This window comes from Micromonospora polyrhachis, assembly GCF_014203835.1.
Classification (GTDB): Bacteria; Actinomycetota; Actinomycetes; order Mycobacteriales; family Micromonosporaceae; genus Micromonospora_H; species Micromonospora_H polyrhachis.
In genome coordinates this window covers 4086326-4112048 of sequence record NZ_JACHJW010000001.1, presented here as the reverse complement: position 1 = coordinate 4112048, position 25723 = coordinate 4086326, and the positions used below count along the sequence as shown (strand labels likewise).

Sequence of the window (25723 nt, the reverse complement as noted above, 5' to 3'; positions counted from 1 at the left end):
ACTCAGGCCACCGCCGAACGCAGTGAGGTGGGGGCATGAGCGAGCGCAGCGAGCGAATCAGCCAACTCCGGAAAACTCATGCCACCGCCGAACGCAGTGAGGTGGGGGCATGAGCACCGGGCTGGAGCCGGAACGGAAGGTGCTGCGGCTGGCCCGTCCCTACCTGGGGCGGCTGATCGGGGCGGGGTTGCTCGCCGCCAGCACCGAACTGGCCGGACTGGCCCTGATGGCGACCGCTACCTGGCTACTGATCAGGGCCGCCGGGCGACCTGAGCTGGACGCGCTCACGGTGGCCATCGTCGCCGTCCGGGCCCTGGCCATCAGCCGGGGCGTCCTGCGCTACACCGAGCGGCTCGCCGGGCACGACGCCACCCTGCGCATCATCACCGACGTACGGGCCCGGGTCTTCGGCACCCTCGCCACCCGCCGTACAGGAGTGCCGCAGCGCACCGGGGACGCGCTCAGTCGGCTGGTCTCCGATGTGGAGGCGGTCCAGGACCTGTTGCTGCGGGTCCTGGTGCCGGGTGCGGCAGCCGCCGCCGTGGGCGTGCTCGCCATCGCCGGTACGGCCGTCGTCTCCCCCGCCGCCGCGCTGGCGCTCACCGTCGGGCTGCTGGTTGCCGGTCTCGCCCTACCGGCGGCGGCGACCGCGCTGACCCGACGTACGGCCGATCGGGTGGCCCCGCTGCGCGGCGCGCTCGCCACCGACGCCATCGACCTAACCCACGGTGCGGCCGACCTGGCTGCCTTCGGTGCCACCGGGACGGCGCTGGCGCAGGCCGACGCCCGGGCCCGCGAGTTGGCCCGGCTGGAGCGGCGGTTGACCTCGGCCGGCTGGGCGGTGGACGGGGCTGGGGTACTGCTCGCCGGAGTCACCAGCGCGGCGGTCGTTGGCGCGGCCCTGGCCGCCGACGTCGACGGTGTCCTCGTCGGAGTGCTGGGCGTCGCCACGCTCACCGCGGTGGAGGCCACCCTGGCCCTGGTCGGCTCCGCCCGACAGTGGGCTCAGCTCCGGGCTGGCCTACGCCGGGTCGCCGACCTGCTCCCCGCCGGACCGGCCGCTGATCTGGCCACGCTTGTCCAGCCGGTCACCGGCCCGGCCACATCCGCCGCCGAGCCGGCGACCGACCTGACCGCGCCTGTCCAGCCGGCCAGTCCGGCGCAACCGGCACCCACCCTCGGCCCGGTCGACTGTCATCTTCACGAGGTCACCGTCCAGTACCGAGAGGGAGCGCCCCCGGCACTCGACCGAGTGAGCCTCGACCTGCCGGCGGGCCGGCGGCTGGCCGTGGTCGGGCCGAGCGGCGCGGGCAAGAGCACCCTGCTGGGCGTACTCACCGGCACGGTGGTGCCGGACGGTGGCCAGGTCACTCTGGACGGTACCGAGCTGTCCGCCTACCCGGCGGATCGGCTGCACCGGGCCGTCAGTGGGCTGCTCGCCGAGGCACACGTGTTCCATGCGTCGGTCCGGGAGAACCTGATGCTCGGCCGCTCCGCTGCCACCGAGGCGGAGCTGACCACCGCCGCCGCAGCCGCCGGCCTACTGGACTGGGTAGGGCAGCAGCCAGTCGGCTGGGACACCATCGTGGGTGAGGAGGGTGGTCAACTCTCCGGTGGCCAGCGGCAGCGACTCGCCTTGGCCCGAGCCCTGCTCGCCGCTCCGGCGGTGCTGGTGCTGGACGAGCCGACCGAAGGGCTGGACCCTGCGGCGGCCGACCAAGTGCTCGCCACCGCCACTGCCGCCACCCGTCGGGAGCAGTCGGTGGTCCTGGTCACTCATCGGCTCGCCGGTCTCGACCGGTACGACGAGGTGGTCGTACTGGACGCCGGACGGATCGTGCAGCGGGGCCGGCACGATGAGCTGATCGGCACTCCGGGCTGGTACCGGGACCAGTGGTTGCTCCAGGAGGCCGCCGAACGGGGATACCTGGCGCTCACTCCCTGAGCCCCCTCAGGGTCGACACCGGACCGATCTCTCAGGGTCGACACCGGGTAGATCCGGAGGTCCAACCGGCGGTGCGGCATGGCAGTCTGATGCCCATGTCCGGTTCTGTGGCCGTCTCGGTGATCGACGAGTACGTCCAGCGTCTCGACCGCGCCCTGCACGGCCCGGTACGGCTCAAGCGTGATCTCTTGACCGAGGCCCGGCACAGCCTGCTCGACGCGGCCGAGGGGTACCGGACCGACGGCATGCCGGCAACGGAAGCCGATCGGCTGGCGGTGACCGAGTTCGGTGCCGTGCGAGCCCTCGCGGCCGAGTACCAGGCGGAGTTGACCGCGACCATGGTTCGTACGCTGGCGCTTCGGATCTTCGCGGTGTGGCTTCTACTCGCGTCCTCGGCGGACCTGATGTGGCGGGGCGCCCCCTGGTCGGCCCCCCGGCCGTCCGCCGGCTATGTGCTGTTCTCCACGGCGTTGAACTGGGTGTGGATCGTCACCGGACTGCTGTCGATCGCCTGTTACCTGTGGCTGACCTGGTCGGCCCGGCGGGGACACCCCGGTCCGGTCCGGTTGGTCCGGGCGCTGGGTCGCACCCTGGCTGGAACGCTCGGGGTGGGTTGTCTCCTCGGTGCGGCGGTGTACGGCTGGTCGCTCAGCCTCTGGGACAGCGCGATCACATGGCCGCCAATGGCCATCGGCGGGATTGTGATGTTCGCCGCCTACACCTGGCTGGTGGTCACGGCCCGATCCTGCCTGATCGCCACCCGCTGACCCCGTCTGACCTACGGCGGCTGGCGCGAGCGGGCGTCCGGCCTCTATGCGGGGGTCGCCGGCGGGGTGGCGGTGGCACCGAGGAATCGGCCCACGGTGGAGCTGAACTCCTGCCAGCTGCTGCGCTCGCTGCTGAGGGCCCGATGACCGGCATCGGTGAGCTGATAGGTGCGCCGCTCCCGCCCGTTGACCGTGCTCCAACTGCTCTCCACGTAACCGGCTCGCTCCAGCCGCCGCAACGCCGGATAGATGGTGCCGGTGGGCAGGGTGAGGGTGCCGCCGCTGCGCTCCTTGAGCGCTTCGATGATCGCGTAGCCGTGCTGGGCACCACCTTCCAGCACCGCGAGCAGGAGTGCGTCGAGATGACCGTGCAGCGCCTGCGCCTTCATAAGTAGAAAGGCTACTAGTAGGTGGCCAGATCTCCAACGGGGTGCGGGCACCGGACCCCCCAGGTAGCCGACTAGGGTATGTGCGCAGAGTCACCCATGCGGCGGTACCCTCCCGGGTCGAGGCCGCGAACCTGATTGCACACGGAGGTCAGCGTGGCCCGCCAGTCGTCCCAGCGACCCGATGCCGACGAGCCCGAGACGAAGCTCGACGAGACCACCGGACCGGCCGACCCCGACGAGACCGACGACATCGACGCCGTAGAGGTGGTCGAGGTGGATCGGTCCCTGTGGGACGAGGTTCGCATCGATCCGGTGGAGATCGCCCTACCGGCCGGAGCCGGCTTCACCCTCCGGGCCTACCGACTGTCCAACGAGCTGACCCCGACCGACACCAGCGACCGTGACCACGACGATCCGTTCCTGGCCCGAGCCGCCGTGACGGAGGACGACGAGGAGGTGGTGATCCTCGACGAGGAGTTCGCCGCCGCGCTGGACGAGGAGGCGGAGGAGACCCGTACGGACCGGGCGGCCCGACGCCGCAGCCGCACCGACGAGGATGAGGACGAGACCGACCGGGACGAGACCGAGGCAGAGCTAGACGAGGACGACCAGGACGACGAGGAGGCCGAAGCCGAGGCGGAGCCCGAGGAGGTTCCGATCTTCCTCAGCCACCGGGGCAAACTGCTGCTCTTCAAGAGCGCCGAAGGGTTGGTCAGTTTCGTGCGCTCCGGCGCGCCGAACGACCTGACCCAGTTGGACACCTGGGACGAGCTGGTCGAACGCCTGGAACCGGCGCACGTCGCCCCGCTGGACGAGGACTCCTACGAGCTCGACCTCGTGGTGGAGAACCTGCGCGGCGGCCATGACGTCTGGGACCCGACGTTGATCATCGAGGCCGGCGAGGTGGCTCGCGATCTTGCGTACGGGCTACGATTGCCGTCCGTTCTGGACATGCTCTCGTCTGGTTCCAGCCTGGACGACCTGGACGAAGCGCTTCGATCGACGGTCAACGGCGGTCTCGGCGGCTTCCTGGGCCGCCGCCGGTTGAAGAAGATCGGGGCACAAACGGCGAGTTTGGGGTGGCGCACGATCATCGGCAAGATCTCTGCTGCCGTGGACTGGCGCGACTGACCCTCACCAGGGAGCATCAGTCAGGAACCACACGACCTGGGTCCCGGGGAGGAGGACGACGCCGTGGCGCTCGTGCGGGTGTACTGCGGTTTGGCCTCGGCGGATTCGGCCGCCCGACCGGCTTCGGCCGCGTCGACGCTGACGTCCGCTGTGGTCGACGACGCAGGCCGACTGCTGCATGTCTGCGAGATCAGTGACGACCCGGCGGGCTACGCGCGACTGGGTGCGTTGCTCGTCGAGCGTTCGGGCGGACCGAGCGGTGCGGCGATCGCCGCCGACAGCGACGACCACCTGGTCACCTCACTGCTGAGCGCGGGTGGACGGCCGCTGGCCATCGCCGACGACGACTCGGTCGACGACTTCGCCGAACGATTCGCCGATGACGAGTCGCTGGAGGAGATGCAGGCTCCCCCGGTCCAGCGGCGGGCCGTGGGGCTGGCCCGGGCGCTACAGGCCGGGGCGCTCTCCGCGGCCGCCCTGCCGGCCCCCCGCGACCTGGCCGGCTACAAGCCCGTACTGGCGGCCCACGCCGCGCTGGCCAGTGGCCGGCACGCGGCAGCCGTCGCCCTGCGCGAGGTGCTCCGCGAGCTCTATCCCGCCGCCCTGCGCGCCTATCCCGATCCGGCCGAGACGGTGCCACTCGCCGTGCTGGACGCGCTGCCCGAACCGGGGATGCTGACCGGTGCCGGGCCACGGGGCCGAGACACGACCGTGGCCGCTGACGCGATCGCCGCACATCTCACCGCCGATGGGGTAGCCGACCCCGATGCCATCACCGAGGCGGTCACCGCGCTGCGGATCGCCATCGCCGAAACCTCCCAGCGGAGCATGCCGAACAAGGCACTCACCTCCGCCGTCGCCGAGACCGTACGACAGGCCGTCGCGGCGGTTCGCGCCTGCGACGCGGGCTGCGACGCGCTCGTGGCAACCCTGGCCGCCCGGACAACCACGCCACCGGCGACCCCGCTGTCCCGGGTCACCATGCCACCGGCGACCCCGCTGCCCCGGGGGCGGCGGGCCGCCAACTCCGACGATCCGACGGAACAGCCGGCTCCACCGTCACCCGTCGCCGCGTCGTCCGGCATAGACGCGCCCACCAGCCAGCTGCCGAGGCGGGAGACGCGGCCCACCGGCGGACGCCGTAGCCGGCCGGACCACCTGGACGAGACCCGGCTACCGGTCGCTCCGCAGCCGATCACGCCTCCGCCGGTGGCACCCGCGCCGCTCACTCCACCACCGACGGCACCGCCACCGGTCACCCCGCTCGCCCCGGCTGCGGCACTGTCCCTACCGGGCCAGCCGACCTCCGGCCCGCCGTCGATCCGTACGCCCGAGGATGGCCCCATCCCGGCGGTCGCCCAGGGTGACCAGCCGGCGAACCGGCCCGTCTCCGCACCGCCACCACCGCCGCCGGGCATGATGCCGATGCCGGCCGCGCCCCGGGGCAAGAGTTCCCCGGCAGAGGCGGGCGAGCCGTTCCGAGCCACCCTCACCACGGCCGCGATCAACAGCGCTCGGGCCGAACAACGTCAGCGCTTGACCCCGATCCCACCTCGGCCGCCCCGCAACCAGCCTCAGTCCCCGGAGGAGGCCTTCGGCCCGAAGGCCCCGGCGAACGGCTTCAGCCCGACTGATCTCACGCTGCCGGTACCGGCGGCCCGTCCGGAGCCGGAGCCAGAGCCGGCACCGCCCGGGTCCCGGGCGAACTGGCCCCTGGTCGATCCCGCTGACAAGCAGGACGACGACGCCCCCGGATCGGCGATGCCGTATTCGTCCGGCGACCGGGCACCGGGCACCCTGGATGCGCCAACCGATCCGGGAGGCGGCGAGAGTCGCATCAAGCCCCCGTGGCTCTCCGACGACCTACCGCAGGAACCTCCGGCACTACGGCTCGTCGAATCACCGACCGAACGGGCACCGCTACCGCAGCGCCCTCCCCGGGAGGACCGCTCGCACATTCCGGCCCCGTCGATGGTGGACGAACCGCCGTTGCGGGCCGTCGAACCGCAGGACACCACTCGAAACATGGGCCAGCCGGTCCGTCCGGAGCCGACGGTACGAGAGCACAGCGCTCCCCCGGTCACCGACGAGGGGGACGGCGACCTGCTGATCTTCGCGGCGGTCAGCTCGGCCTGGTTCACCGATCAGCCGGAGGAGTCCGAGACGGCCTGGTCGTCCATGGCCGACAGTGGCTGGCGGGCGGCGGAGCAGGCAGCGCATCCGGCGGTCGGAGCCGAGACCCGCGCCGGCCTGCCCAAGCGGGTGCCGCAGGCCAACCTGGTGCCCGGTTCGCCGCTACGCGAGGAACGTCCGTTGCGGATCGTTCGGGATGCGGCAGCCATCGCCGAAAGCACCACCGGCTACTTCCAGGGTTGGCGCCGGGGCCAGGAGATCGGTGGCTTCGCGGTCGGTGGCCGCCCCGGCCGGGAATCTGCCGCCGGCTGGGATTTCAGCCGCGACCACGGCGACCGGGACGAAAGCCAGGAGTACGAGTACCGGTCGGCGGGCTACCGCTCCTGAGACAACGGCGGGCTACCGCTCGTAGAGCAAGGGCGTAGCGGCTCGTACAGCAACGGCGTAGCGGCTCGTAGGGATCGGTCATTCCCGGCCCCTACGAGCGCGCGGCACCACCTAGCCTTGGACCCGAGTCCCGATGTCCCGTCCCACTGGCGTTTCCCGCCCCGCCCGCGTCGCCGGTACGGTTCTCGGCGACCAGCATGATGCGGCGCAGCAGGTCGGACAGGACCTTGCGCTGGGCGGCGTCGAGCACGCCGAGGAGACGGTATTCCTCGTGTCCCAGGACGTCCATGGCGCCCAGCCAGGTGGACCGACCGGCTTTGGTGACCTCGATGTCGACGCGGCGGCGGTCGACGGTCGACGGTGTCCGGCGGATGAAGCCTCGACGCTCCAGGGCATCGAGGCGGGCGGTGACCGAAGGTGCCGGCATGCCGAGGTCCTCCGCGAGTTCTGATGGTGCGGCCCGGCCGTGCCGCCCCATCAACGCGTGCAGGGTGTCGAACTCGTGCCGTTGCAGGTCGTAGTCGACGAGGGACTTCTCGCGTACCTGGCGTAGATACTTGGCCAGCATCTTCACCCGCGTCACCGCGCCCTCGACATCGGGATCGATGTCCGGCAGGACCGGCAACCAGCGTTCGACGTGTCCGTCGGTCCAGTCGCGAGGCTCCTCCACGCCGCGAGTCTACGTCGACAGCTAATTATTCGTTGTCAAACAATTCGTTGTCGAAGTAAATTTTCGGGCATGACGCATCCGCTCCGGCTCCGGGCGTTCCGGCTACTCTTCCTCGGCCGTACGCTCTCCTCGCTCGGCGACGCCGTAATCCCCGCCGCGTTGGCGCTCGCCGTGCTGCGGGCCACCGGCTCGACCTCGGCACTAGCCCTCGTCCTCGCCTGTGCCACCGTGCCCAAGCTGCTACTCCTACCGCTGGGCGGCGTGGTGGCCGACCGATTCGACGCCCGCCGGATCGCCCTCATCACCGACCTCGTACGCTGCGTCGCGCAACTCCTGGTGGGCATAGAACTCCTCAGCGGTGATCCGGCGCTGATGCCCATCGCCGTGGCTTCCGCAGTCACCGGCTGCGCCTCGGCCTTCGCCATGCCGACCAGCTCGCCCCTGGTCGCCGGACTGGTGGCCGGTCCCGGCCGCCAGCAGGCCAACTCGGTACTGGCGGCCGCATCCAGCGGCACCCAACTGGCCGGGCCGGCGCTGGCCGGTGTGCTCATCTGGGCAGCTGGCCCCGGCTGGGCCTTCGTTCTCGACGCCGCGTCGTTCGCTGCCAGCGCCGCCCTGCTGTCGCTCATCCGGATAGGGCGTACACCGATCGAACGCCGGTCACTCCGGGCCGACCTGCTCGAAGGCTGGGCCGAGGTCCGATCCCGGGACTGGTACTGGACGAGTCTGCTCGCGCACGCCGCCTGGAACGGTGTCGCAGCAGTACTGCTCACCCTCGGCCCTGCCGTCGCGATCAACGAACTCGGTGGCGAGCAGGTGTGGGTACTGATCCTGCAGGCCGGTGCGATCGGGCTGTTGGGCGGCTCGCTGCTGGCCGGACGGGCCCGCCCCAAGCGTCCCGTCCTCGTCGCAAACCTCGGCCTGGCGACGTACGCCCTCCCGCTGGCCCTGCTCGCGGTGGGTGCCCCGGCACCGGCTGTCATCACCGCCTACGGCGTCGCAATGGCGGCGCTCGGCTTCCTCAATCCGGTGTGGCACACGGTGGTCCAGCGGGAGGTTCCCCCGCATGTGCTCGCCCGAGTCACCTCGTACGACTGGCTGGTCTCCCTCGCCGCCACGCCAGTCGGCTACGCCCTCGCCCCGTTGGCGGCCTCGGCCTGGTCGGCAGAGGTACCGCTGAGCGTGGCGGCCGTCGTCGTCGCCGCTGCCTGTCTGGGGACAGCAGCCGTCCCGGGGGTTCGTCGGCTCACCAGACCGGTCGAGGATCAAGCACCGGCTCAGACCCCCATCGGCGATGGCGAGTCGGTCAACGACGTGCGCGTACCCCGTTGACCGGATGAGCTTCCTCGGCACAGCCGAACCGCCCGACGGGGATACCCCGTCGGGCGGTTTACGGATCGATCGTCAGGCCGGTGCGACGGCCCGCGACCGCCGCATCGTGAGCACGTACTCGACCAGCGAGATCAGCACGTGCTTGGTCGACTCCCGGTTTCGCGCATCGCACGCGACAACCGGAATCTCGCTGGAGATGGCGAGCGCGTCCCGCACATCCTGCGGGTCGTGGTACTGCATCCCGTCGAAGCAGTTGATCGCCACGAGGTACGGCAGCCGCCGGTGCTCGAAGAAGTCGATCGCCGCGAAGCAGTCGGCCAGTCGACGGGTGTCGACCAGGACGACGGCACCGATCGCCCCGCGTACCAGCTCGTCCCACATGAACCAGAACCGAGTCTGGCCAGGTGTGCCGAACAGGTAGAGGATCAGATCACGGTCGATCGAGATCCGGCCGAAGTCCATGGCCACCGTGGTGGTCGATTTACCCGGCACCTGTCTCGTGTCGTCGACGTCCGCCCCGGCCGACGTCATGATCGCCTCGGTAGTCAACGGCGTGATCTCCGAAACCGAGCCGACCAGCGTCGTCTTGCCAACGCCGAAACCACCGGCGATGACGATCTTCGCCGATGTGACGCGCCCGACCGTCGGACGCTGCGACATGTCAGAGCCTGCGAAGTCCACTCAGCACCCTCTCCAGCAGTTCAGTGCCCACCGCGTCGTTCGAGTCTTCCAGGGATGTCGGTTCGTACACCGCGACCAGGCCGTCGGCGGCCATGTCGGCGATGATGACCCGGGCCACTCCGAGCGGCAGTTGCATCCGCGCCGCGATCTCGGCTAGCGACTGCAACCGACCATCACACAGCGCGGCGATGTATTGGTGCTCCCGACCCTGGCCACCGTGACCGTTTCCGGCACTACGACCCCGGGCCGTGGTCTCGACGAGCGCTTCCAGGGCGATGTCGAGCCGAGGGCGGGTACGACCTCGGGTGACCGCGTATGGCCGGACCAAGGCACCAGTTGGCTCATCGTGTTCGACCATCGCGGCTCACCTCCCTCGTATCTGCCGCACAGCTCGATCCGTCAAAACCCGTCTTCTTCGTTGTCGTCGTCCGTTGACGCTCGATCGACGAACCGGGTGTGGTCAGCCGCGCATCCCCATCGCGGCACGCGGTGCCGGGGTCAGCGCGTCGCCCACTCGGTCGACGAGCAGTGCCATCTCGTATCCAACCTGACCCACGTCCGAATTGCGAGCGGCAAGCACGGCGAACGAGGACCCGTCCGAGATGGACATGAGGAACAGGAACCCATTGTCCATCTCGACCACAGTCTGCAACACCGCCCCGCCCTCGAAACAGCGCGCCGCGCCCTGGGTAAGGCTGACCAAGCCGGACGCGATCGCGGCGAGCTGGTCTGCCCGGTCGCGTGGAAGGTCCCGTGACGACGCGAGGAGCAGTCCGTCCGCGGACACCGCGATCGCGTGAGCGACCCCGGGCACACGGTCAGCGAAGTTGGCGAGCAGCCAACCAAGATCCTGCGTAGATGTCATCCTTCATGCTCCTTCTGCCTGCCCCGGACCGTAAAGCCGGAGCCAGACTGCGAGGACTGCCCGCCCGGAGTTGCCTCCGGGTTGGTCGAATGGTCATCCGTGGGGCGGGTACGACCACGCTGTACCCCTCGGTGGTAGGCCGCCAGCAGGCCGCGTACCGCTTCGGGACTGCGTCGCTGCACGGAGGCCGCCGGCTTCTCCACACCGCCGGGCACCAGTTGCGCCATCGGCACCCGCTTGGGTAGCCCCGTCTGGGTGGTCTCGGTGACCGGGACGTCGGTCGCCGCGCTGGCCGCGCGCCAGCCGTCATCGGCTGCCGTCTGCCAGCCACCGCTTGGCGTATCGCCCCATCGAGGTGCGGAGGCATCGCCACGACCTGCTGGGGTCCCCTGGTGGATCACCGTCGCCTCCGAACCGCGGCGCTGCCCCGTGGACGTCGGGATTTCTGCCATCGCCGCATTGCCTGTTGCCCCTGTCGAGGTCTCCTGCCCCCCGCTCCGGGTGGCGTCAGCCATGGCGAACCGCGTGGTCGGCCTGCTGACCGCCCGTACGGCGGCGAAACCTGATGGCGTGGTGCCACCCGATTCCTCCGGTGCCGGTCGCCGGGTCCGGAACCAGGCTGATTCCAGCTCCCGAAAGATCGGCAACTCCATGGTCTCATCGGCGTACCGAGGCTCGTTCGCCGGGACGGCCGGCTGGCCCGGAGCCGGGGTCTCCGTGGGGTTACGCGACACCCTGGGCATCTCGGCAGTCAGGTCGAGCGCGGCTGCCAACCGCTCCGGTACGACCGGCGCAGCTGCCTCCCGCTCTGGCACCGCTGGCGGGGCTACCTCTCGGTCGGGCACCGCCACCGGGGGCCACGCGGGTGGCGCCCCGACGTGCGGGGTGGCCGACGCACCTCCGGACCACGACGCACCTCCGGACCACGACGCACCCTCGGACCACGGTGGACTGGAGGTCATCGGCGGGCCGGAGATCACCGGGGGCGTGGACGCCATTGGCGGCGCGGAGATCACCGGGGGCGCGGTAGCGGGAAGCGTCGCATCGATCGGCCCTGCCCCGCTCGGCCGGACCTCCGGACTGGCCGGGATCTGGCGGGGGATGACGCCGGTCGCGTCGCCGTCGGAGCTGGCCCGACGCTGGGGCAGCGGTTCCGCCCCGCGGCCACCGGCCGGTTTCGGGACGAAGGCCTCGGCCCCCTCGCGGCTCAGCTTCACGCCGGTCAGGTCGGACCAGGCGGGCATCGACCGCGTCGGCACGGGACGTTCGGCCGACATCGGTCCGGCCCCCATCGGTCCGGTCGGCGAGGTGCGCTCGAACGGACCGGATTCCGAGCCAGCTGGGATTCCCTGCCACTGGCCCGGCACCACCGGCGCCGGACCGCGCCCGCTCGTCTGTGGCGTATCCCGGAACTGTCCGCTCTCCAACGCCAGCGGGGCGGTACCTGCTGCCGGTTTGGCCTCGGGCAGGGCCGGGAACGCACCCGAGTGCTGTGCCCGGCCGGAGAGTGCCCGGGGCACGAGGACGGAGGTAGGCAGCATGACATCGGCCACAGTGCCGCGTTCGGTCCCCGGTCGCAGTTCGACGTGGACGCCATGCCGGGTGGCCAGCCGGGCAACCACGACCAGGCCCATCATCCGGGAGACCGCGACGTCGACCATCGGTGGAGTGGCCAGCCGCTCGTTGAGTTCCGCGAGTTGATCGGCCGACATTCCGATGCCCCGGTCCTCGACGTACAGCGAGGCATGGTCACCGACCCGGCGGGCCTCGACCATCACCGGCGAGTCCGGCGGGGAGAAGGCGGTGGCGTTGTCGAAGAGCTCGGCGACGAGGTGGACCAGGTCGTTGACGGCGTGCGCCGCCACCTCGATGTCCCGGTCGACCATCCCGAACTCGATACGGGTGTAGTGCTCGACCTCGGACTGGGCCGCCCGTAGCACGTCGATCAGCGCGGCCGGCTGACGTTGCACGCGGGTCGAGTCGGCCCCGGCGAGCACCAGAAGGTTCTCGTCGTTACGCCGCATCCGGGTGGCCAGGTGGTCGAGTTGGAAAAGCTCGGCCAGTCGGTCCGGGTCCTCCTCGCCGCGTTCGAGCCGGTCGAGGTGGCCGATCAGCCGGTCGACCAGGATCTGCGACCGGCGGGCCAGGTTGACGAACATCGTCGCCACGGAGGACCTCAACGCGGCCTGCTCGGCGGCCGTCCGCACCGCCTCCAGGTGGACCGCGTTGAAGGCCTCGGTGACCTGGCCGAACTCGTCCTTGCCACGGACCGGCAACGGCTCGGCGATCTGGTTGGCCAACTGGACCGGGGAGAGCTGCGCCGACAACTGCGGATCGCGTAGCCGGGCGACCGCGTGCGGTAGGCCGTGCTCGGCGATCGACAAGGCGCCGTGCTTGAGCTCACGCAGCGAGCGGGCCATGGAGCGGGCGAGCATCAGCGCCAGCACGATCCCCAGGATCAGCATGCCGATCAGCACGCCGGTCTCGATGAGGACCTGCCGCTGCACGTCGCTGCGGACCCGGCTGGCTTCGGCGACCAGATCCGAGTCGAGTTCCGCCTCCACCGTCCGGATCAACTTGGCGTTGCGCACCATCGCCGCGTCCCACTCGTCGGCGCTGAACGGGGCGAACTTCATCGTCTCGGTGGGTTTGCTGCGTACCCAGCCGCTGAAGGTCTCGGCCTCCCGCTGATCGGAGCCGGACACGGTCTGGTCGTAGAGCTGGGTTTCGGCGCTGGTCGCCACCGACTTGAAGTTCTGCAACGCCTGCTGCTGGCCCTGTTCGGTACCGATGAACTCGGTCCGCAGCGAAGGGCTCAACGCACCGTGGATGATCGCGCGGTGCACGACCACGCGCCGCATCGACAGGAACTCCTTCGACCGCGCGATGGCGGCAGCGGACCGCATCCGGTCGCCCAGCGCCGGGTTGGCGGCGAGCTGCGCGGCCGAGTCACGCATGTCGAGCAGGTCGACGATCAGCGTCTCGTACGCCTGCACGGCGTCGACGAGCAGCACCTTGGCGTTGGTGATCTGGCTACGGGTGGCTGGCAGGTCGCCGAGGCCCTGGTCGATCCGGTTGAGCAGCTCGGTGAAGTTGGCCGGGAGTTCGTCGAGTTCACCCCGGCGCTGTGAGTAGGGCACCTTGGCCTGGTCGACGTCGGGGTGCAGCCCATCGAACGCGGTACGGTACCGCTGTTTGGTCTGGGTGTCGGTGGCACCCAACAACAGCACTGCGGCGGCACGTTCGTCCTGCAACTGGTTGACCAACTCACCGGAGGCCTGGGACAGGTGTGCCAGGGTGCCGGCGCGGTCGGCGTCGCTGTAGGTCTGGTAGTGGTCCATCAGGCCGTTGATGCCGACCACCGCCGTCGCGATGGTCGGTACGACCATGATGAGACCTAGTTTCGACCAGATCGGCATATCGCGGGGTCGACCGAACGGCCGACGGAGACTTGCGAAGAAGTGTTTTGTCGCCTTCGGCCGTTTGCTCACGTCACCGCCTTCCCGTTTCGGCGCCTTTTTGGATTGTCTTGGGCACCGCTGCGCTGCCGATCCAGGCGGATCGGACCTCCGAGATTCCATCACGCCATAGGGCAAAGAGAAAGCCCAGGTTGCACCTCACCTGGGGCACAGTGGGATGCTGGGGCGGTTTGACAGCAATTCCTAGGCCCGGAGTCACCCAACGTGATGGAACGCCCCCTCGGAGTCGTCCTCCTTGCCGGCCCTTCCGGGTCCGGAAAGTCCTACATAGCCCGTCGTACCGGGCTTCCCGTGCTGCCTCTCGATGATTTCTACAAGGAGGGCGACGACCCCACCCTGCCGCGTTCGGGCGGCACGGTGGACTGGGACTCACCACAGGCCTGGGATGCGGTGGCGGCGGTGGAGACGATTGCCCGACTGCTTCGGGATGGCCGAGCCGAAGTGCCGATTTATGCGATTGGTGCTGATTGTCGGGTAGGCAGTCGGACGCTTGATCTAAATGGATCGCCAATCTTTATCGCCGAAGGGATATTTGCCGCAGAAATCGTCGCCGAATGCCGCCGGCTCGGCCTACTGGCGGATGCGTACGCCCTCCGTCGGCCGCGTGGGACCACGTTCCTCCGGCGACTGCTGCGGGACCTGGCCGAGCGGCGCAAAGCCCCGGGGGTGCTGATCCGCCGGGGCTTCGCCCTGCTCCGCGCGGAGCCCATCGTGCTGCGCCGGCAGACCGGGCTGGGCTGTCGACCCGCCGGCGGCAACGAGGTCGTCCGGCGGGTCGCCGACCTGGTCGGCACCACCCACGTCAGCGGGCCCCAACAGCACGCAAGGCCATAGCGGCACACAAGGCCCCAACGGCACACAAGGCCGCCGCGGCACACAAGGCCATAGCAGCAGTACGCAGAGGCCGCAGCGGCTCAGGGCAGCAGCTTGGCGTATCCCGGCTTGATCACGTCATTGATGATCGCCAGACGCTCGTCGAACGGGATGAAGGCACTCTTCATCGCGTTGATGGTGAACCACTGCAACTCGGCCCAGCCGTAGTCGAACGCCTCGACCAGCAGCGCCATCTCCCGGGACATCGAGGTGCCGCTCATCAACCGGTTGTCGGTGTTGACCGTGGCCCGGAACCGCAGGTCACGGAGGAGTCCGATCGGATGCTCCGCGATCGAGGGGGCGGCCCCGGTCTGCACGTTGGACGAGGGGCACAGCTCCAGCGGGATGCGCTTGTCCCGGACGTACGCGGCGAGCCGACCGAGGACCGGCCGCTCCCCCGGGGTGATGTCGTCGACGATCCGTACGCCGTGGCCGAGGCGGTCGGCACCGCACCACTGGATCGCCTGCCAGATCGACGGCAGCCCGAAGGCCTCGCCGGCGTGGATCGTGAAGTGGAAGTTCTCCCGCTGGAGGTATTCGAAGGCGTCCAGGTGCCGGGTGGGCGGGAAACCCGCCTCGGCTCCGGCGATGTCGAAGCCCACCACGCCCCGGTCCCGGTGCCGTACGGCGAGTTCGGCGATCTCCTGTGAGCGGGCGGCGTGACGCATGGCGGTGAGCAGGGTGCCGATCCGGATGAACCGCCCGGCCTCAGCGGCCTGGGCGGTCCCCTCGACGAACCCGGCCTGGACCGCGTCGACCACCTCGTCCAGGGTCAGTCCCTGCTCCAGGTGCTGCTCGGGAGCGAACCGCACCTCCGCGTAGACAACCCCGTCGGCGGCGAGGTCCAACGCGCACTCCCGGGCCACCCGGCGCAGCCCGTCGACGGTCTGCATCACCGCGACGGTGTGTGCGAACGTCTCCAGGTATCGCTCCAGGGAGCCCGAATTCGCCGCGTCGACGAACCACCGACCGAGTTCGGCCGGATCGGTGGCGGGCAGCGGATGCCCGATCGCCTCGGCAAGCTCGATGATCGTGGCCGGGCGTAGTCCACCGTCGAGGTGGTCGTGCAGCAGCGCCTTCGGGGCCTGGACAATTTCTTCGTAACCGATTCCGACCATCCTCCGAGACTAGTGGGCCACGGCCGCCCGGACCGAGGCGAAGGCGGGGGCGAGTCTGCCCAGCTCGTCGAGCATCTGGCCAGCGGCTCCGTCCAGGGCTTCGGTACGGATGAGCCGACCGTCGGCGTCCAGCGCCTGCCGGAGGAAGACGGTCACCGCCTCGTTGAGCGGCATCATCTTCAGCGTGGTGACCACCTGCTTGATCATCTGGACCGCGCGCAGGCCGCCCGAGGTCATCCCGTAGCTGACGAACCCCACCGGCTTGTACTGCCACTCTCGGTAGAGGTAGTCGATCGCGTTCTTCAACGGAGCGCTGAACCCGTAGTTGTACTCGGGCATCACGAAGACGAAGGCGTCCGCCGCGTCGATGGTGGCGCTCCAGTCCCGGGTGTGCTGGTGCAGGTAGCGCTCCTCGGACGGGTGGTGCGGCTCGTCGTGGAACGGCAGGGCAACCTCGGCGAGGTCGACCAGGTCCACCTCGAAACCGCCGTGCTCGACGGCCAGCTCGGCGAACCAGTCGCCGAGCTGGCGGCCCACCCGGCCGGGACGGGTGCTGGCGACGAGGACGGTCAGACGGTACGTCACGATGGTGCTCCTTCGATGGATCAGGATTGCGCATTGAGAACTGCGGACGGGCGGCTCTCCGCGACGGGCACGGTGAACCTGGGGATGAAGTAGTGCGCCAACGGGCCGATGGCGACCGCGTACAGCACGGTCCCCACCCCGACGGTGCCGCCGAGCAGCCAGCCGATCGCGAGGACGGTCAACTCGATGGCGGTACGCATCACCCGGATCGAGTGACCACGCGCGGCCAGGCCGGTCATCAGGCCGTCCCGGGGCCCCGGCCCGAATCGAGCACCGATGTAGAGGCCGGTCGCCACCCCGTTGAGCAGGATGCCGGCGGCCAGGAGCCCCGCCCGTACGGCGAGTTGGCCGGGTTGGGGCAGTAAGGGAAGGGCCACATCCACGGTCAGGCCGACCACGACCACGTTGCTGACCGTGCCGAGGCTGGGCCGCTGGCGCAGCGGGATCCACAGCAGCAGCACCACTGCACCGACCCCGATGACGAGCCATCCGAAGGGCAGCCCGGTCCGGTCGGCGAGCCCCTGGTGGAAGACGTCCCAGGACGCCAGCCCCAGTTGGGCCCGGATCATCAGCGCCATGCTCACTCCGAAGAGCACGAGGCCGACGTACAGGTTGAACAGGCGTAACAGGGTGAGCTTCACGGCGAGCCCCTTTTGTTGACGTGTCACCAATCTAGGCCCAACTCAATGACATGTCAACAAAAGGAGAGGCTGAGCGCATGGGCAAACCGCGCTGACTCGACGAAACCGAGGCGCGTGGCCGGCGCACCTCGACAGCCGCAGTCCGACACGGGACCGGCCGGACCGGCCGGACCGGCTGTCAGTCGCGTACCGAAGACCGCTCGCCAGGGCGGACCATCGCGGTCTCGTACGCCAGGATCACGGCCTGGACCCGGTCCCGGAGCCCCAGTTTCCCCAGGATTCGTTTCATATGGGTCTTGGCCGTGGACTCCTCGACGAACAGCGTGGCGGCGATCTCCGCGTTGGACAGCCCCCGGGCGACGAGTTCGAGCACGTCGCGTTCGCGCGGGGTGAGGGCACGCAGCCGGCGGCTGGCCACCGGGTCCGGCTGTGGCGTACGGACCATCCGGTCGATCACCGTACGGGTCACCGACGGCGACAGCAGCGAGTCACCGGCGGCGACGGTGTGGATGGCGGCGATCAACTGCTCCGGTTGGGTGCGTTTGAGCAGGAACCCCGAGGCACCCGAGGTCAACGCGCCGAAGACGTAGTCGTCGTCCTCGAAGGTGGTGAGGACCAGCACCCGGGCACCCGGTACGGCGGAGACGATCTCCCGGGTCGCCGCGATACCGTCCAACTGCGGCATGCGGACGTCCATCAACACCACGTCCGGTCGATGCTGCCGGGTCCGCTCGATCGCCTGGAGACCGTTGGCGGCCTCGTCCACCACCACGATCGTCTCGTCGCTGGAGAGCACCGCCCGCAGTCCGGCCCGCATCAGGTCGTCGTCATCGACCACCAGCACCCGCAGTGGCGTCACGACGCGACCTCCCGTCTTCCGGCATCGTCCCGCAACTCACCGAAGGGCCGCAGCTCACCGACGGGCCGCAGCTCCGCCGCCAACCGAACCGGCGCTGCCGACCGGAACCCCTCCGCTGGTCGAGCGTGCGGTAGCCGCGCGGCGAGGCGAAAGCTCCGACGGTCGCCGGCCACGTCGAGAGTGCCGCCCAGCAGCAGCGCCCGCTCCCGCATCCCCACAATGCCGTGGCCAGCACGGCCAACCGCCCCCTCCGCGCCCAACCGGTCGGCATCCCCACCCCGCCGTACCGGGTTGGCCACGGCGATCTCGACCGCCTCGGGACCGAATTCGATGGCGACGTCGGCGGTGCCGGTGCCATGCCGGACCGCGTTGGTCAGCGCCTCCTGCAAGATCCGGTACGCGGCCCAGGCCACGCTCGGCGGCAGTACGCCCCGGGTGCCGCTGACGTCGGCGGTGATCTGCAACCCGGCGGCCTCGTACTGGCCCAACAGCTCGTCGAGCGCGGACGGATCCGCCGGCACCGACGAGCCGTCGGTCCCGTCGTCCTCCCGCAACGCGCCGACCAGCCGGTCGATCTCGCCGATCATGTTCCGGGCGACCTGCTCGATCGCTCCGATCGCGGCCCGCGACCGCTCCGGGTCGCGGTCGTGCAGCAGCCGGGCGGCACCGGCCTGGACCAGGATCACGTTGATCGCGTGCCCAGCCGAGTCGTGCAGCTCCCGGGCGATCCGGGTACGTTCCCGCGCGGCGGCCAGCCGCCGCTCCCGCTGCGCCTCCCGATCGGCCCGTCGGGCCCGCTCAGCCAGCGCGGCGATCCGCTCCTGGCGCAACCTGGTCCGGTCACCGGCGATCCACAGCCCGACGAAGAACGCCGGCCAGACCAGCAGCAACGTCACCATCGCCCGACCGGAGAGACCGGCCGCCGCGTAGCCGACCGCGACCGCCACCAGGAAACCGACGATGGCCAGCATCGCAACCGCCCGCCGAGCCCGTCGCCGGTCACCGCTGTAGGCGACGGAGACGCCGTACGTCGCCACCGCGACCCCGAACGGCCCGTCCAGCGAGTAGCCGAGCCAGAGCAGCACCAGGGTGGCCACGGCGATGACCAGGTAGGCGGTGAGCGCACGGATCCGCCGTACGGCCAGCGGCAGGCTCGCGAAGGCGGCCAGGACCACCCCGGTCACGTCGAGCCCCCGGGCCCCCGGGTACGGCGAACCGAAGCCCCGCGCGGCGAGGAGCGCGAGGGTGGCGCCGAACACCAGCCCGGCGACCCCGGCATCGATCGTCAGATTCCGCCGCGTCACCGTTCGAGGGTAGGCCGCCGTCGGCCGCCCCGGAATCACTCGCCGGGGGTGGTCGGCCTCCCTCCTCGGGGGTACGCCGATATCGCTCCGGCGGGCGTTTCCGCCGACTGCCGCAGATTCCTAGCGTCCCGAAGGCAGTCGAAGAAATCGATCCGGGAGGTCAGACAACCGTGGCAGCCGTGCACCAGACCGATACCCGATCCGCCACCGGAGCAGCGCCGGACACCGGCCGACGGGCCAGCGTCTTCGAACGACTGGCCAGCTGGTCGTACCGGCACCGCTGGTGGCCGCTGGCACTGTGGATGGTCGTACTCGCCATCGTCACGGTCGCCGCACAACTGGTCGGCAGCGACTACCGCAACGACTTCTCGTTGCCGGGCACCGAGTCGCAACGCGCCGCCGACCTGCTCCGGGACCGGGCACCGGCCCGCGCCGGAGACAGCGTGCAGATCGTGCTGCGAGACACCGGTGGGCTGACCGAGGCGCAGACCCGGGCCCGGGTGACCGGGATGCTGGAGGAGGTACGGAGACTGCCACACGTGGTGACGGTGGTCGACCCGTACGCCGGTCCCAGCTCGGTCTCCCCGGACGGCACCATCGGGTACGCCACGGTCACGCTGGACGGTACGGCGCAGGAGGTGCCACCCGACGCCGTCCGTACGGTCGTCGACACCGCCCGAGCGATCGGGACCGACGGTCTCCAGGTCGAGTTGGGCGGCGACGCGGTCCGCAACGCCGAGGCGGGCGGGGGTGGACCGGCCGAGGGGGTCGGGCTGCTCGCCGCCCTGGTGGTCCTGGTGCTGCTCTTCGGCTCGCTGCTGGCCGCCAGCCTGCCGATCGTCGTGGCGATCTTCGCGGTGGGCGGCACGGTCGGCCTGCTGGCACTCGCCTCCCGGGCGGCCACCGTGGCCGACTTCACCGTGCCGCTGATGATGCTGGTCGGGCTCGGTGTCGGCATCGACTACGCCCTGCTGATCTTCTCTCGGTATCGCACGGAACTGATCGCGGGTGCGGATCGCGAGCAGGCGACCCGCACCGCCCTGGACACCGCCGGCCGGACGGTGGTCTTCGCCGGCTGCACGGTCATCATCGCCCTGCTCGGCCTGGTCGCCCTCGGCCTCGGCTCGCTCCAGGGGGTCGCCGTGGCCATCGCGGTCACCGTCCTGGTCACCATGGTCGCGGCGCTGACCCTGCTGCCGGCCCTGCTGGCCATCCTCGGTGGCCGGATCGAGCGCGGCGTACGGCGTCGGGCGCAGCGCCGAGGGGCGGCCACCGAGGGCGCGGGCTGGCAGCGGTGGACGGTCGGGGTGGAGCGGCACCGTTGGTTGGCCCTGCTGCTGCCGGTCGCCGCCCTGCTGGCCCTGGCCGCGCCGGCGCTCGGCATGCGACTCGGCTTCGCCGACGCGGGCAACGACCCGGAGTCGTCGACCAACCGGCGGGCCTACGATCTGCTCGCCGAGGGATTCGGCCCCGGGTTCAGCGGTCCGCTGATCGTGGTCGTACAGGGCGGTGACGCCGTATCGAGCGACGGACCGGCAAGACCGGATGGTGGGCCGGGTGCACCGGAGGGTGGTCCGGCCGCGCAGGCCGCGTACCGGGCGCTGGTCGCCACCCCCGGTGTGGCCGCCGCCGTACCGCCGATGGCCTCCACTTCGGACCTGGCCACGGTGCTGGTCTTCCCCGACACGAAGCCGCAGGACGCCCGGACCGGGGAGTTGGTGAACCGACTCCGCGATGAGGTACTGCCGTCGGTGGCCCGCGACACCGGCGCGACCTTCCTGGTCGGCGGCGGCATTGCCGCCACGGTGGATTTCGCCGACGCCGTCACCGCCCGACTGCCGCTCTTCATCGCGATCGTGGTCGGCCTCTCCGCGCTGCTGCTCCTGCTGGTCTTCCGGTCACTGCTCATTCCGGTCAAGGCCGCACTGCTCAACCTACTCAGCGTCGGTGGGGCGATGGGGACCATCACCCTGGTCTTCCAGCACGGCATGTTCGGGGTGCAGCCCGGGCCGATCGAGGCGTTCGTACCGGTGATGATCTTCGCGATCGTCTTCGGGCTCTCCATGGACTACGAGGTGTTCCTGCTGGCCCGGATGCACGAGACTTGGGAGCAATGCCGGGACGCGAGCCTGGCTGTCCGGGAGGGTCTGGCCACCACGGGACGGGTGGTGACGGCCGCCGCCGCCATCATGGTCGTCGTCTTCGGGGCGTTCCTGCTCAGCCCGGACCGGATGCTCCAGCAGTTCGGCCTCGGTCTCGCCGTGGCGATCCTCCTCGACGCCGTCGTCATCCGGTGCCTGATCCTCCCGGCGGCGATGCGGCTGCTCGGTGCCCGGGCCTGGTGGCTGCCGGCCCGGCTCGACCGGCGACTGCCCCGGCTGGCCCTGGAACACAGCTGAGTCGGATTGTGGATATACAGATCATCGTTATAGTTCAGGGGTGTCCATGCAGGAGCCCACCTTCCTCGTCCTCACCACGCTCGCCGGCCCGCCGCTACACGGTTACGGGATCATGCAGGCGGTCGCCGAGCTCTCCGACGGCACCGTCACCATCCGCCCTGGCACGCTCTACGCCGCCCTCGACCGGCTCACGGGAGAGGGCGTCGTCGAGGTGGCCCGGGAGGAGCACACCAGCGGCGGGCGACTACGCCGCTACTACCAGCTCACCCCGCACGGCTCCCAGATGCTGCACACCGAGGCACAGCACCGCCGCCGGCTCGCCGGCATCGCCGTACGACGGCTCTCCGCACTCGGCGGCCCCTCCGCCACCGCCCCGGTCCCGCACCCGGCATGACCAGCGAGGAGCGCGACATCATGTCCCCTGACGACGGCCATGACCGGTTAGCTCAACGCTACGGTCGGCTACTGCTGGCCCATCCCCGCTGGTACCGACGGATACACGGCGAAGACATGATCACCACGTTGCTGGACGCGGCAACCCTCGGGCCAGCGCCAGCCGGGGTGCCAACCCGGCAGGCCGTCGGGCTGGTGCTGGACGGCCTGCGGTGCCGGCTGCGGATCACCGGTGCCGGGCCACGGGTCCTGGCGATCCTCCTGAGCCTGGTTGCCGCTGGCACGTTCGCCGCCGCCGGAGGCCGCCTCGGCTGGGCGGCCAGCTCGGCCGACTGGCCCACCGTCGAACAGGCGCGGACACTCGCCGCCCCGGTCCTACCGACCGGTATCCCCGACAGCGTCACCCGACACGACGACCCGATCGGTCCGGGACAGCCTGGTTCCCCCCTCGACTCAGCCCTGCTGACCGTTATGGGCAGCCCGGAACTCGAGCCGGGTGGCGTGCACCTCAGCTACACCCAGCCCGCCGTGGTCGACCTTTCGAACGCCCGCCAGGCCGCCGAGGCACGCCTTGCCGCTGACGGATGGCGTACGTCCATCACCCGGGGCCTGGTCATCGGCGAGCGGGACGGGATGATCCTTAGCCTGCGACACGTCGGTCGGACGGCAGAAAGCGACGACGTCGTCGTATCGATCCGCCCGGCGGCGCCCCGCGTGGCGTACGTCCTCGCGGTCCTCGGAACGGTGCTCGGGCTGCTCACCGGTTGGTTGCTGACCGCCGCCGCCGTCGCCCGTACCCGCCGACGGTCACCTGTCACCCGGGCCGGTGCGGCCGGGTTGGCCGCCTTCGGGGTCGCCGCCTCCGCACCCGCCTGCCTGCTCAATCTGCTAGCCCTGTCGAATGTGGTCGTGATGCTGAACTTCAGGATGGCCGCCGAGCCGCCACCTTCGTGGGTCGGCTACGACTTCGTCCTGGCCCGCCCGTCTGCCGTGCTCGGCGGCCTGTTGCTGATCGGCGCGTTCGGGTTGTCCATCGGACGCGACCGAGCCGTCGCCCGCCCGATCACCGGTCTCGGCCCGGAAGCCGGCCCGGCCCGCTGACCAGCCTCGCCCGCACGTGGGGGCAGCCCGGAGAGATGGCCGCCCCGGAAGAAGTTCCTCACCGTCGTGTTCGTGCATCGCCGGTCGGCCAGGAGACCTGACGAGTTGCCCGCTGAATGGACCCCGCCTGGTCACGCTCCGGAGCTACCGCACACTATGCCGACAACACGACAGGAGTGTGCGGTGACAGTCCCAAGAGCAGGCCGGCCATTGACCCGACTAGAGACCGCCAGGGAGTACGCGGGGCGCACACTCGGACCGGGAACCGCCAAACGGGTCGAGGCGTTCCGCAACGGCACCCTGTACGTTCGGGCCGGCGCGGGAGCACAGTTCCTCGCCTGGCTCATCGACGTGATGGTGTTCGTTTTCGGGATCGGAGTTTGTGTCGTCGCCTTGGCATTGGTGGCCAAGGCAAAGGACCTCTCCGACGATGCGGTCACCCTGCTGGCGCTCTCATCGTTCTTCGTGGTGCCGATTCTGTACGGTCTCTGCTACGGCAACGGCCGGGCGCTCGGCGCGGTCCTCACCGGCACGCAGCTCGTGCGGTTCAGGGACGGTGGCCGAGTCGGTTTCAAGGCATGCTGGGCCATGCTGGTCCGAACGGCGCTCATGCCGTTGCTGTTCATCGCGGTGATGTCGAGCGCGTTCACTACCGGATCGGCGGCGGTGCCCGGTTCGGCGGTACGGATCTGTATCGACCGGGCCGCCACCCGACAGCTCTACGCCGCAGGCATCCGTTGAGCCGACGCCGCACCTGCCCCTGGAACACAGCCGACACGGGTGGCGAATCCGCAGATCATCGTTATGGTCCAAGGATGTTCATGCGGGAGCCCACCTTCCTCGTCCGTACCGCGCTCGCCGGTGGCGTCCATCGCCACCTCGGAAGGTGACCCCGCATGCTGACCGACGCCGTACTCCGGCCCCTGCGCTGCCCGGTCTGCGGGCTAGAGCTGGCACTGGCCGAAACCTCGGTGCGATGCCCCCGGGGACACAGCTTCGACATCGCCAAGCAGGGGTACGTCAACCTGCTGACCGGCCGAGCCCCGCACGTCGGGGACAGCCCGGAGATGGTCGCCGCCCGGGAGGAGTTCCTTACCGCCGGCCACTACCAGCCGATCTCCACCGCCCTGGCCGAGGCAGCCCTCCTCGAAGCCACGCGCGTTGAGACCGACCAGGGCGACGCGGCCCCGGCCGACATCGACCAGGGCGGGCGGGAGTCGTACCCGCCGTTGGTGGTCGATGCGGGAGCCGGCACGGGCCGACACCTGGCTGCGGTGCTCGACGCCTGGCCCGCCGCCGTCGGTCTCGCCCTGGACGTCTCGAAACCGGCGCTACGTCGAGCGGCCCGGGTCCACCCACGCGCCGGGGCCGCCCTGGCCGACACCTGGCGGCCGCTCCCCCTGGCCGAGGGGGCGGCAACGGTACTCCTCAACGTCTTCGCCCCCCGCAACGGAGCAGAGTTCCGGCGGGTGCTACGGCCCGACGGTGCCCTGCTGGTGGTCACCCCCGCCCCCGACCATCTCACCGAGCTGGTCAGCGGGCTCGACCTGCTACGAGTCGATCCGGACAAGGCCGAGCGGGTCGCCGACAGCCTGGTCGGCCACTTCGACCTGGCCCGGCAGACGGCCCACACCAATCGCCTGCGGCTGACCAGACGAGAGGTGCGCACCCTCGTCGGAATGGGTCCCAGCGCCTGGCACACCGACCCGGCCACCCTCGCCGACCGGATCGCCGCCCTGCCGGAGCCGGTCAGCGTCACCGCCGCCGTACGGCTGGGGGTCTACCACCCGTGCTGAGGTAGGAAGGCTCAGATGGAGAGATCTACCTCTTCCCAGCCACCGGGTGGATCGTGGTACGGCCCACGGAAGACCACCGTCCACTCCAGCGCCCAACGGCGCTGCCCGATCGCGTTGGCGTCGATCAGACCGGGCAACGGAGCCCCTATCCGCTCCGCCTCCAGGTAGCCCCAGTCCAGGCAGTAGTGGAGGTCGAGCATGGCGGCGACCTCGACCGGCCCCCGGGGCGCTGCCAGAGAACGTGACCGCCAGTCGATGAACGTCTCCCCGACCGTCAGGTTTGGCAGCTGAGCCAGCAGCCGCTGGTCACTCGGCACCGTCGGATCGAACTCGCGGGTCAGCCCGAGCACCCAGCACAACGCGAAGACCGCGTCATGATGCAACACGAACGACCGATGGTCGCCCTTTCCCGACGCGATGAAGTCCCACTCCGGCGGTGTGACCATCTCCGTCAGACGCGACGCGGTCAGCCAGCTCATGGCCGTCTCCGGGATCATCCCGAAACACCGCGCCATGATCAGTTGCAGGACGGCGGTACGGGCCTCGATCTCACCGGTGGGCCGCAGTTCGACCTCGTCCCCGGGCTCCCACACCAGCGGAAACTCGGCCGGCGGCAGGGGCAGCCCGAGACGCTGCAACTGCTCGATGCTCATTGCCCGGACGGCACGCGGATCGGGCGCGGGTACGCTCACGGCTTCCTGGTCCTCGCTGCTTGACGGCGGCTGGCGGCCGGATGCCGCCATCTCGACGGTCAGCTCGGGTGTCCACTCCCGGCACGACCGAATATCACCTTGGCGAGGCAGGATAACCGGTGCCCCACAGCTGAGGAGCCGGGCACGCCCACGACCTGGCCGCTCTCCCCGGTCCGCCTCCAC

Annotated in this window: 23 protein-coding genes; 11 read left to right on the top strand and 12 right to left on the bottom strand. The window is 70.3% G+C overall.

Annotation, left to right across the window (positions count from 1 at the left end; translation table 11 throughout):
* The first annotated feature begins 109 nt into the window (after positions 1-109).
* Positions 110-1945 (top strand): thiol reductant ABC exporter subunit CydC, encoded by a 1836-nt coding sequence (cydC, locus tag FHR38_RS18065; RefSeq protein WP_184535762.1) that lies wholly within the window; start codon positions 110-112, stop codon positions 1943-1945.
* A gap of 95 nt (positions 1946-2040) precedes the next feature.
* Positions 2041-2712, top strand: a complete 672-nt coding sequence (locus FHR38_RS18060; RefSeq protein ID WP_184535761.1) for a permease prefix domain 1-containing protein — start codon at positions 2041-2043, stop codon at positions 2710-2712.
* A gap of 44 nt (positions 2713-2756) precedes the next feature.
* On the opposite strand, the gene FHR38_RS18055 is transcribed toward FHR38_RS18060, so the two are convergent.
* Complete coding sequence (locus FHR38_RS18055; protein WP_184535760.1) at positions 2757-3101, bottom strand: PadR family transcriptional regulator; 345 nt, start codon at positions 3099-3101, stop codon at positions 2757-2759.
* Positions 3102-3236: 135 nt separating this feature from the next.
* Here FHR38_RS18055 and FHR38_RS18050 point away from each other — a divergent pair, with 135 nt between their 5' ends.
* Together FHR38_RS18050 and FHR38_RS18045 are read left to right on the top strand one after the other, a co-directional pair.
* Complete coding sequence (locus tag FHR38_RS18050) at positions 3237-4232, top strand: SatS C-terminal domain-containing protein (RefSeq protein WP_184535759.1); 996 nt, start codon at positions 3237-3239, stop codon at positions 4230-4232.
* Positions 4233-4295: 63 nt separating this feature from the next.
* Positions 4296-6752 (top strand): transposase, encoded by a 2457-nt coding sequence (locus FHR38_RS18045; RefSeq protein WP_312882246.1) that lies wholly within the window; start codon positions 4296-4298, stop codon positions 6750-6752.
* Positions 6753-6843: 91 nt separating this feature from the next.
* Here the strand turns inward: FHR38_RS18045 and FHR38_RS18040 are convergent, their stop codons facing one another.
* Positions 6844-7422 (bottom strand): MarR family winged helix-turn-helix transcriptional regulator, encoded by a 579-nt coding sequence (locus FHR38_RS18040; RefSeq protein WP_221449073.1) that lies wholly within the window; start codon positions 7420-7422, stop codon positions 6844-6846.
* 69 nt (positions 7423-7491) lie between these two features.
* Here FHR38_RS18040 and FHR38_RS18035 point away from each other — a divergent pair, with 69 nt between their 5' ends.
* Positions 7492-8754 (top strand): MFS transporter, encoded by a 1263-nt coding sequence (locus FHR38_RS18035; protein ID WP_184535758.1) that lies wholly within the window; start codon positions 7492-7494, stop codon positions 8752-8754.
* Between the two features lie 72 nt (positions 8755-8826).
* Here FHR38_RS18035 and FHR38_RS18030 read toward each other — a convergent pair whose 3' ends face one another.
* The 4 genes from FHR38_RS18030 to FHR38_RS18015 form a co-directional block, all read right to left on the bottom strand.
* A complete protein-coding gene (locus tag FHR38_RS18030; protein ID WP_184535757.1) occupies positions 8827-9414 on the bottom strand; it encodes a GTP-binding protein in 588 nt (195 codons plus the stop codon).
* Position 9415: 1 nt separating this feature from the next.
* The gene (locus FHR38_RS18025) at positions 9416-9793 is read right to left on the bottom strand and encodes a DUF742 domain-containing protein (RefSeq protein WP_184535756.1); all 378 of its coding nucleotides are present in this window, start codon (positions 9791-9793) and stop codon (positions 9416-9418) included.
* Positions 9794-9895: 102 nt separating this feature from the next.
* On the bottom strand, positions 9896-10300 hold the full coding sequence (locus FHR38_RS18020; protein ID WP_184535755.1) for a roadblock/LC7 domain-containing protein: 405 nt from the start codon (positions 10298-10300) through the stop codon (positions 9896-9898).
* On the bottom strand, positions 10297-13791 hold the full coding sequence (locus FHR38_RS18015) for a sensor histidine kinase (protein WP_184535754.1): 3495 nt from the start codon (positions 13789-13791) through the stop codon (positions 10297-10299). Before FHR38_RS18015 ends, FHR38_RS18020 begins: the two co-directional genes overlap by 4 nt.
* Before the next feature lie 279 nt (positions 13792-14070).
* Between FHR38_RS18015 and FHR38_RS18010 the strand changes: the two genes are divergently transcribed.
* Positions 14071-14613, top strand: a complete 543-nt coding sequence (locus tag FHR38_RS18010; protein ID WP_312882243.1) for an ATP-binding protein — start codon at positions 14071-14073, stop codon at positions 14611-14613.
* 80 nt (positions 14614-14693) lie between these two features.
* Here FHR38_RS18010 and FHR38_RS18005 read toward each other — a convergent pair whose 3' ends face one another.
* The 5 genes from FHR38_RS18005 to FHR38_RS17990 form a co-directional block, all read right to left on the bottom strand.
* Complete coding sequence (locus FHR38_RS18005; protein WP_184535752.1) at positions 14694-15770, bottom strand: adenosine deaminase; 1077 nt, start codon at positions 15768-15770, stop codon at positions 14694-14696.
* A gap of 9 nt (positions 15771-15779) precedes the next feature.
* Positions 15780-16355: an NADPH-dependent FMN reductase gene (locus tag FHR38_RS31615; RefSeq protein WP_312882242.1), complete on the bottom strand. Its 576-nt coding sequence runs from the start codon at positions 16353-16355 to the stop codon at positions 15780-15782.
* Between the two features lie 20 nt (positions 16356-16375).
* Positions 16376-16996 (bottom strand): membrane protein YczE, encoded by a 621-nt coding sequence (yczE, locus tag FHR38_RS31610; protein ID WP_312882240.1) that lies wholly within the window; start codon positions 16994-16996, stop codon positions 16376-16378.
* A 178-nt stretch (positions 16997-17174) separates the two neighbouring features.
* Positions 17175-17855, bottom strand: a complete 681-nt coding sequence (locus FHR38_RS17995) for a response regulator (RefSeq protein ID WP_184535750.1) — start codon at positions 17853-17855, stop codon at positions 17175-17177.
* Positions 17852-19159, bottom strand: a complete 1308-nt coding sequence (locus FHR38_RS17990) for a sensor histidine kinase (protein ID WP_184535749.1) — start codon at positions 19157-19159, stop codon at positions 17852-17854. Before FHR38_RS17990 ends, FHR38_RS17995 begins: the two co-directional genes overlap by 4 nt.
* A 179-nt stretch (positions 19160-19338) precedes the next feature.
* Between FHR38_RS17990 and FHR38_RS17985 the strand changes: the two genes are divergently transcribed.
* From FHR38_RS17985 to FHR38_RS17965, 5 genes are all read left to right on the top strand, one after another.
* Positions 19339-21558, top strand: a complete 2220-nt coding sequence (locus tag FHR38_RS17985) for an MMPL family transporter (RefSeq protein WP_312882239.1) — start codon at positions 19339-19341, stop codon at positions 21556-21558.
* A 46-nt stretch (positions 21559-21604) separates the two neighbouring features.
* Positions 21605-21952 carry a PadR family transcriptional regulator gene (locus FHR38_RS17980; RefSeq protein WP_184539848.1) on the top strand — a complete coding sequence of 116 codons (348 nt, stop codon included), beginning with the start codon at positions 21605-21607 and terminating at the stop codon, positions 21950-21952.
* Positions 21949-23052: a hypothetical protein gene (locus FHR38_RS17975; RefSeq protein WP_184535748.1), complete on the top strand. Its 1104-nt coding sequence runs from the start codon at positions 21949-21951 to the stop codon at positions 23050-23052. Before FHR38_RS17980 ends, FHR38_RS17975 begins: the two co-directional genes overlap by 4 nt.
* 210 nt (positions 23053-23262) lie before the next feature.
* On the top strand, positions 23263-23793 hold the full coding sequence (locus FHR38_RS17970) for an RDD family protein (RefSeq protein ID WP_246446598.1): 531 nt from the start codon (positions 23263-23265) through the stop codon (positions 23791-23793).
* A 155-nt stretch (positions 23794-23948) separates the two neighbouring features.
* On the top strand, positions 23949-24848 hold the full coding sequence (locus FHR38_RS17965; RefSeq protein WP_184535746.1) for a putative RNA methyltransferase: 900 nt from the start codon (positions 23949-23951) through the stop codon (positions 24846-24848).
* Between the two features lie 11 nt (positions 24849-24859).
* Here FHR38_RS17965 and FHR38_RS17960 read toward each other — a convergent pair whose 3' ends face one another.
* Positions 24860-25501: a DUF4272 domain-containing protein gene (locus FHR38_RS17960; protein ID WP_246447493.1), complete on the bottom strand. Its 642-nt coding sequence runs from the start codon at positions 25499-25501 to the stop codon at positions 24860-24862.
* Positions 25502-25723: the final 222 nt, after the last annotated feature.

Bases quoted from the DNA above. Each gene is read 5' to 3' on its own strand.
- FHR38_RS18030 (WP_184535757.1), bottom strand. From the start codon at position 9,414: ATGTCGCAGCGTCCGACGGTCGGGCGCGTCACATCGGCGAAGATCGTC.
- FHR38_RS17980 (WP_184539848.1), top strand. From the start codon at position 21,605: ATGCAGGAGCCCACCTTCCTCGTCCTCACCACGCTCGCCGGCCCGCCG.
- FHR38_RS18035 (WP_184535758.1), top strand. From the start codon at position 7,492: ATGACGCATCCGCTCCGGCTCCGGGCGTTCCGGCTACTCTTCCTCGGC.
- FHR38_RS18020 (WP_184535755.1), bottom strand. From the start codon at position 10,300: ATGACATCTACGCAGGATCTTGGTTGGCTGCTCGCCAACTTCGCTGAC.
- FHR38_RS18055 (WP_184535760.1), bottom strand. From the start codon at position 3,101: ATGAAGGCGCAGGCGCTGCACGGTCATCTCGACGCACTCCTGCTCGCG.
- FHR38_RS17975 (WP_184535748.1), top strand. From the start codon at position 21,949: ATGACCAGCGAGGAGCGCGACATCATGTCCCCTGACGACGGCCATGAC.
- FHR38_RS17965 (WP_184535746.1), top strand. From the start codon at position 23,949: ATGCTGACCGACGCCGTACTCCGGCCCCTGCGCTGCCCGGTCTGCGGG.
- cydC (WP_184535762.1), top strand. From the start codon at position 110: ATGAGCACCGGGCTGGAGCCGGAACGGAAGGTGCTGCGGCTGGCCCGT.
- FHR38_RS17960 (WP_246447493.1), bottom strand. From the start codon at position 25,501: ATGAGCATCGAGCAGTTGCAGCGTCTCGGGCTGCCCCTGCCGCCGGCC.
- FHR38_RS18060 (WP_184535761.1), top strand. From the start codon at position 2,041: ATGTCCGGTTCTGTGGCCGTCTCGGTGATCGACGAGTACGTCCAGCGT.
- FHR38_RS18025 (WP_184535756.1), bottom strand. From the start codon at position 9,793: ATGGTCGAACACGATGAGCCAACTGGTGCCTTGGTCCGGCCATACGCG.
- FHR38_RS18005 (WP_184535752.1), bottom strand. From the start codon at position 15,770: ATGGTCGGAATCGGTTACGAAGAAATTGTCCAGGCCCCGAAGGCGCTG.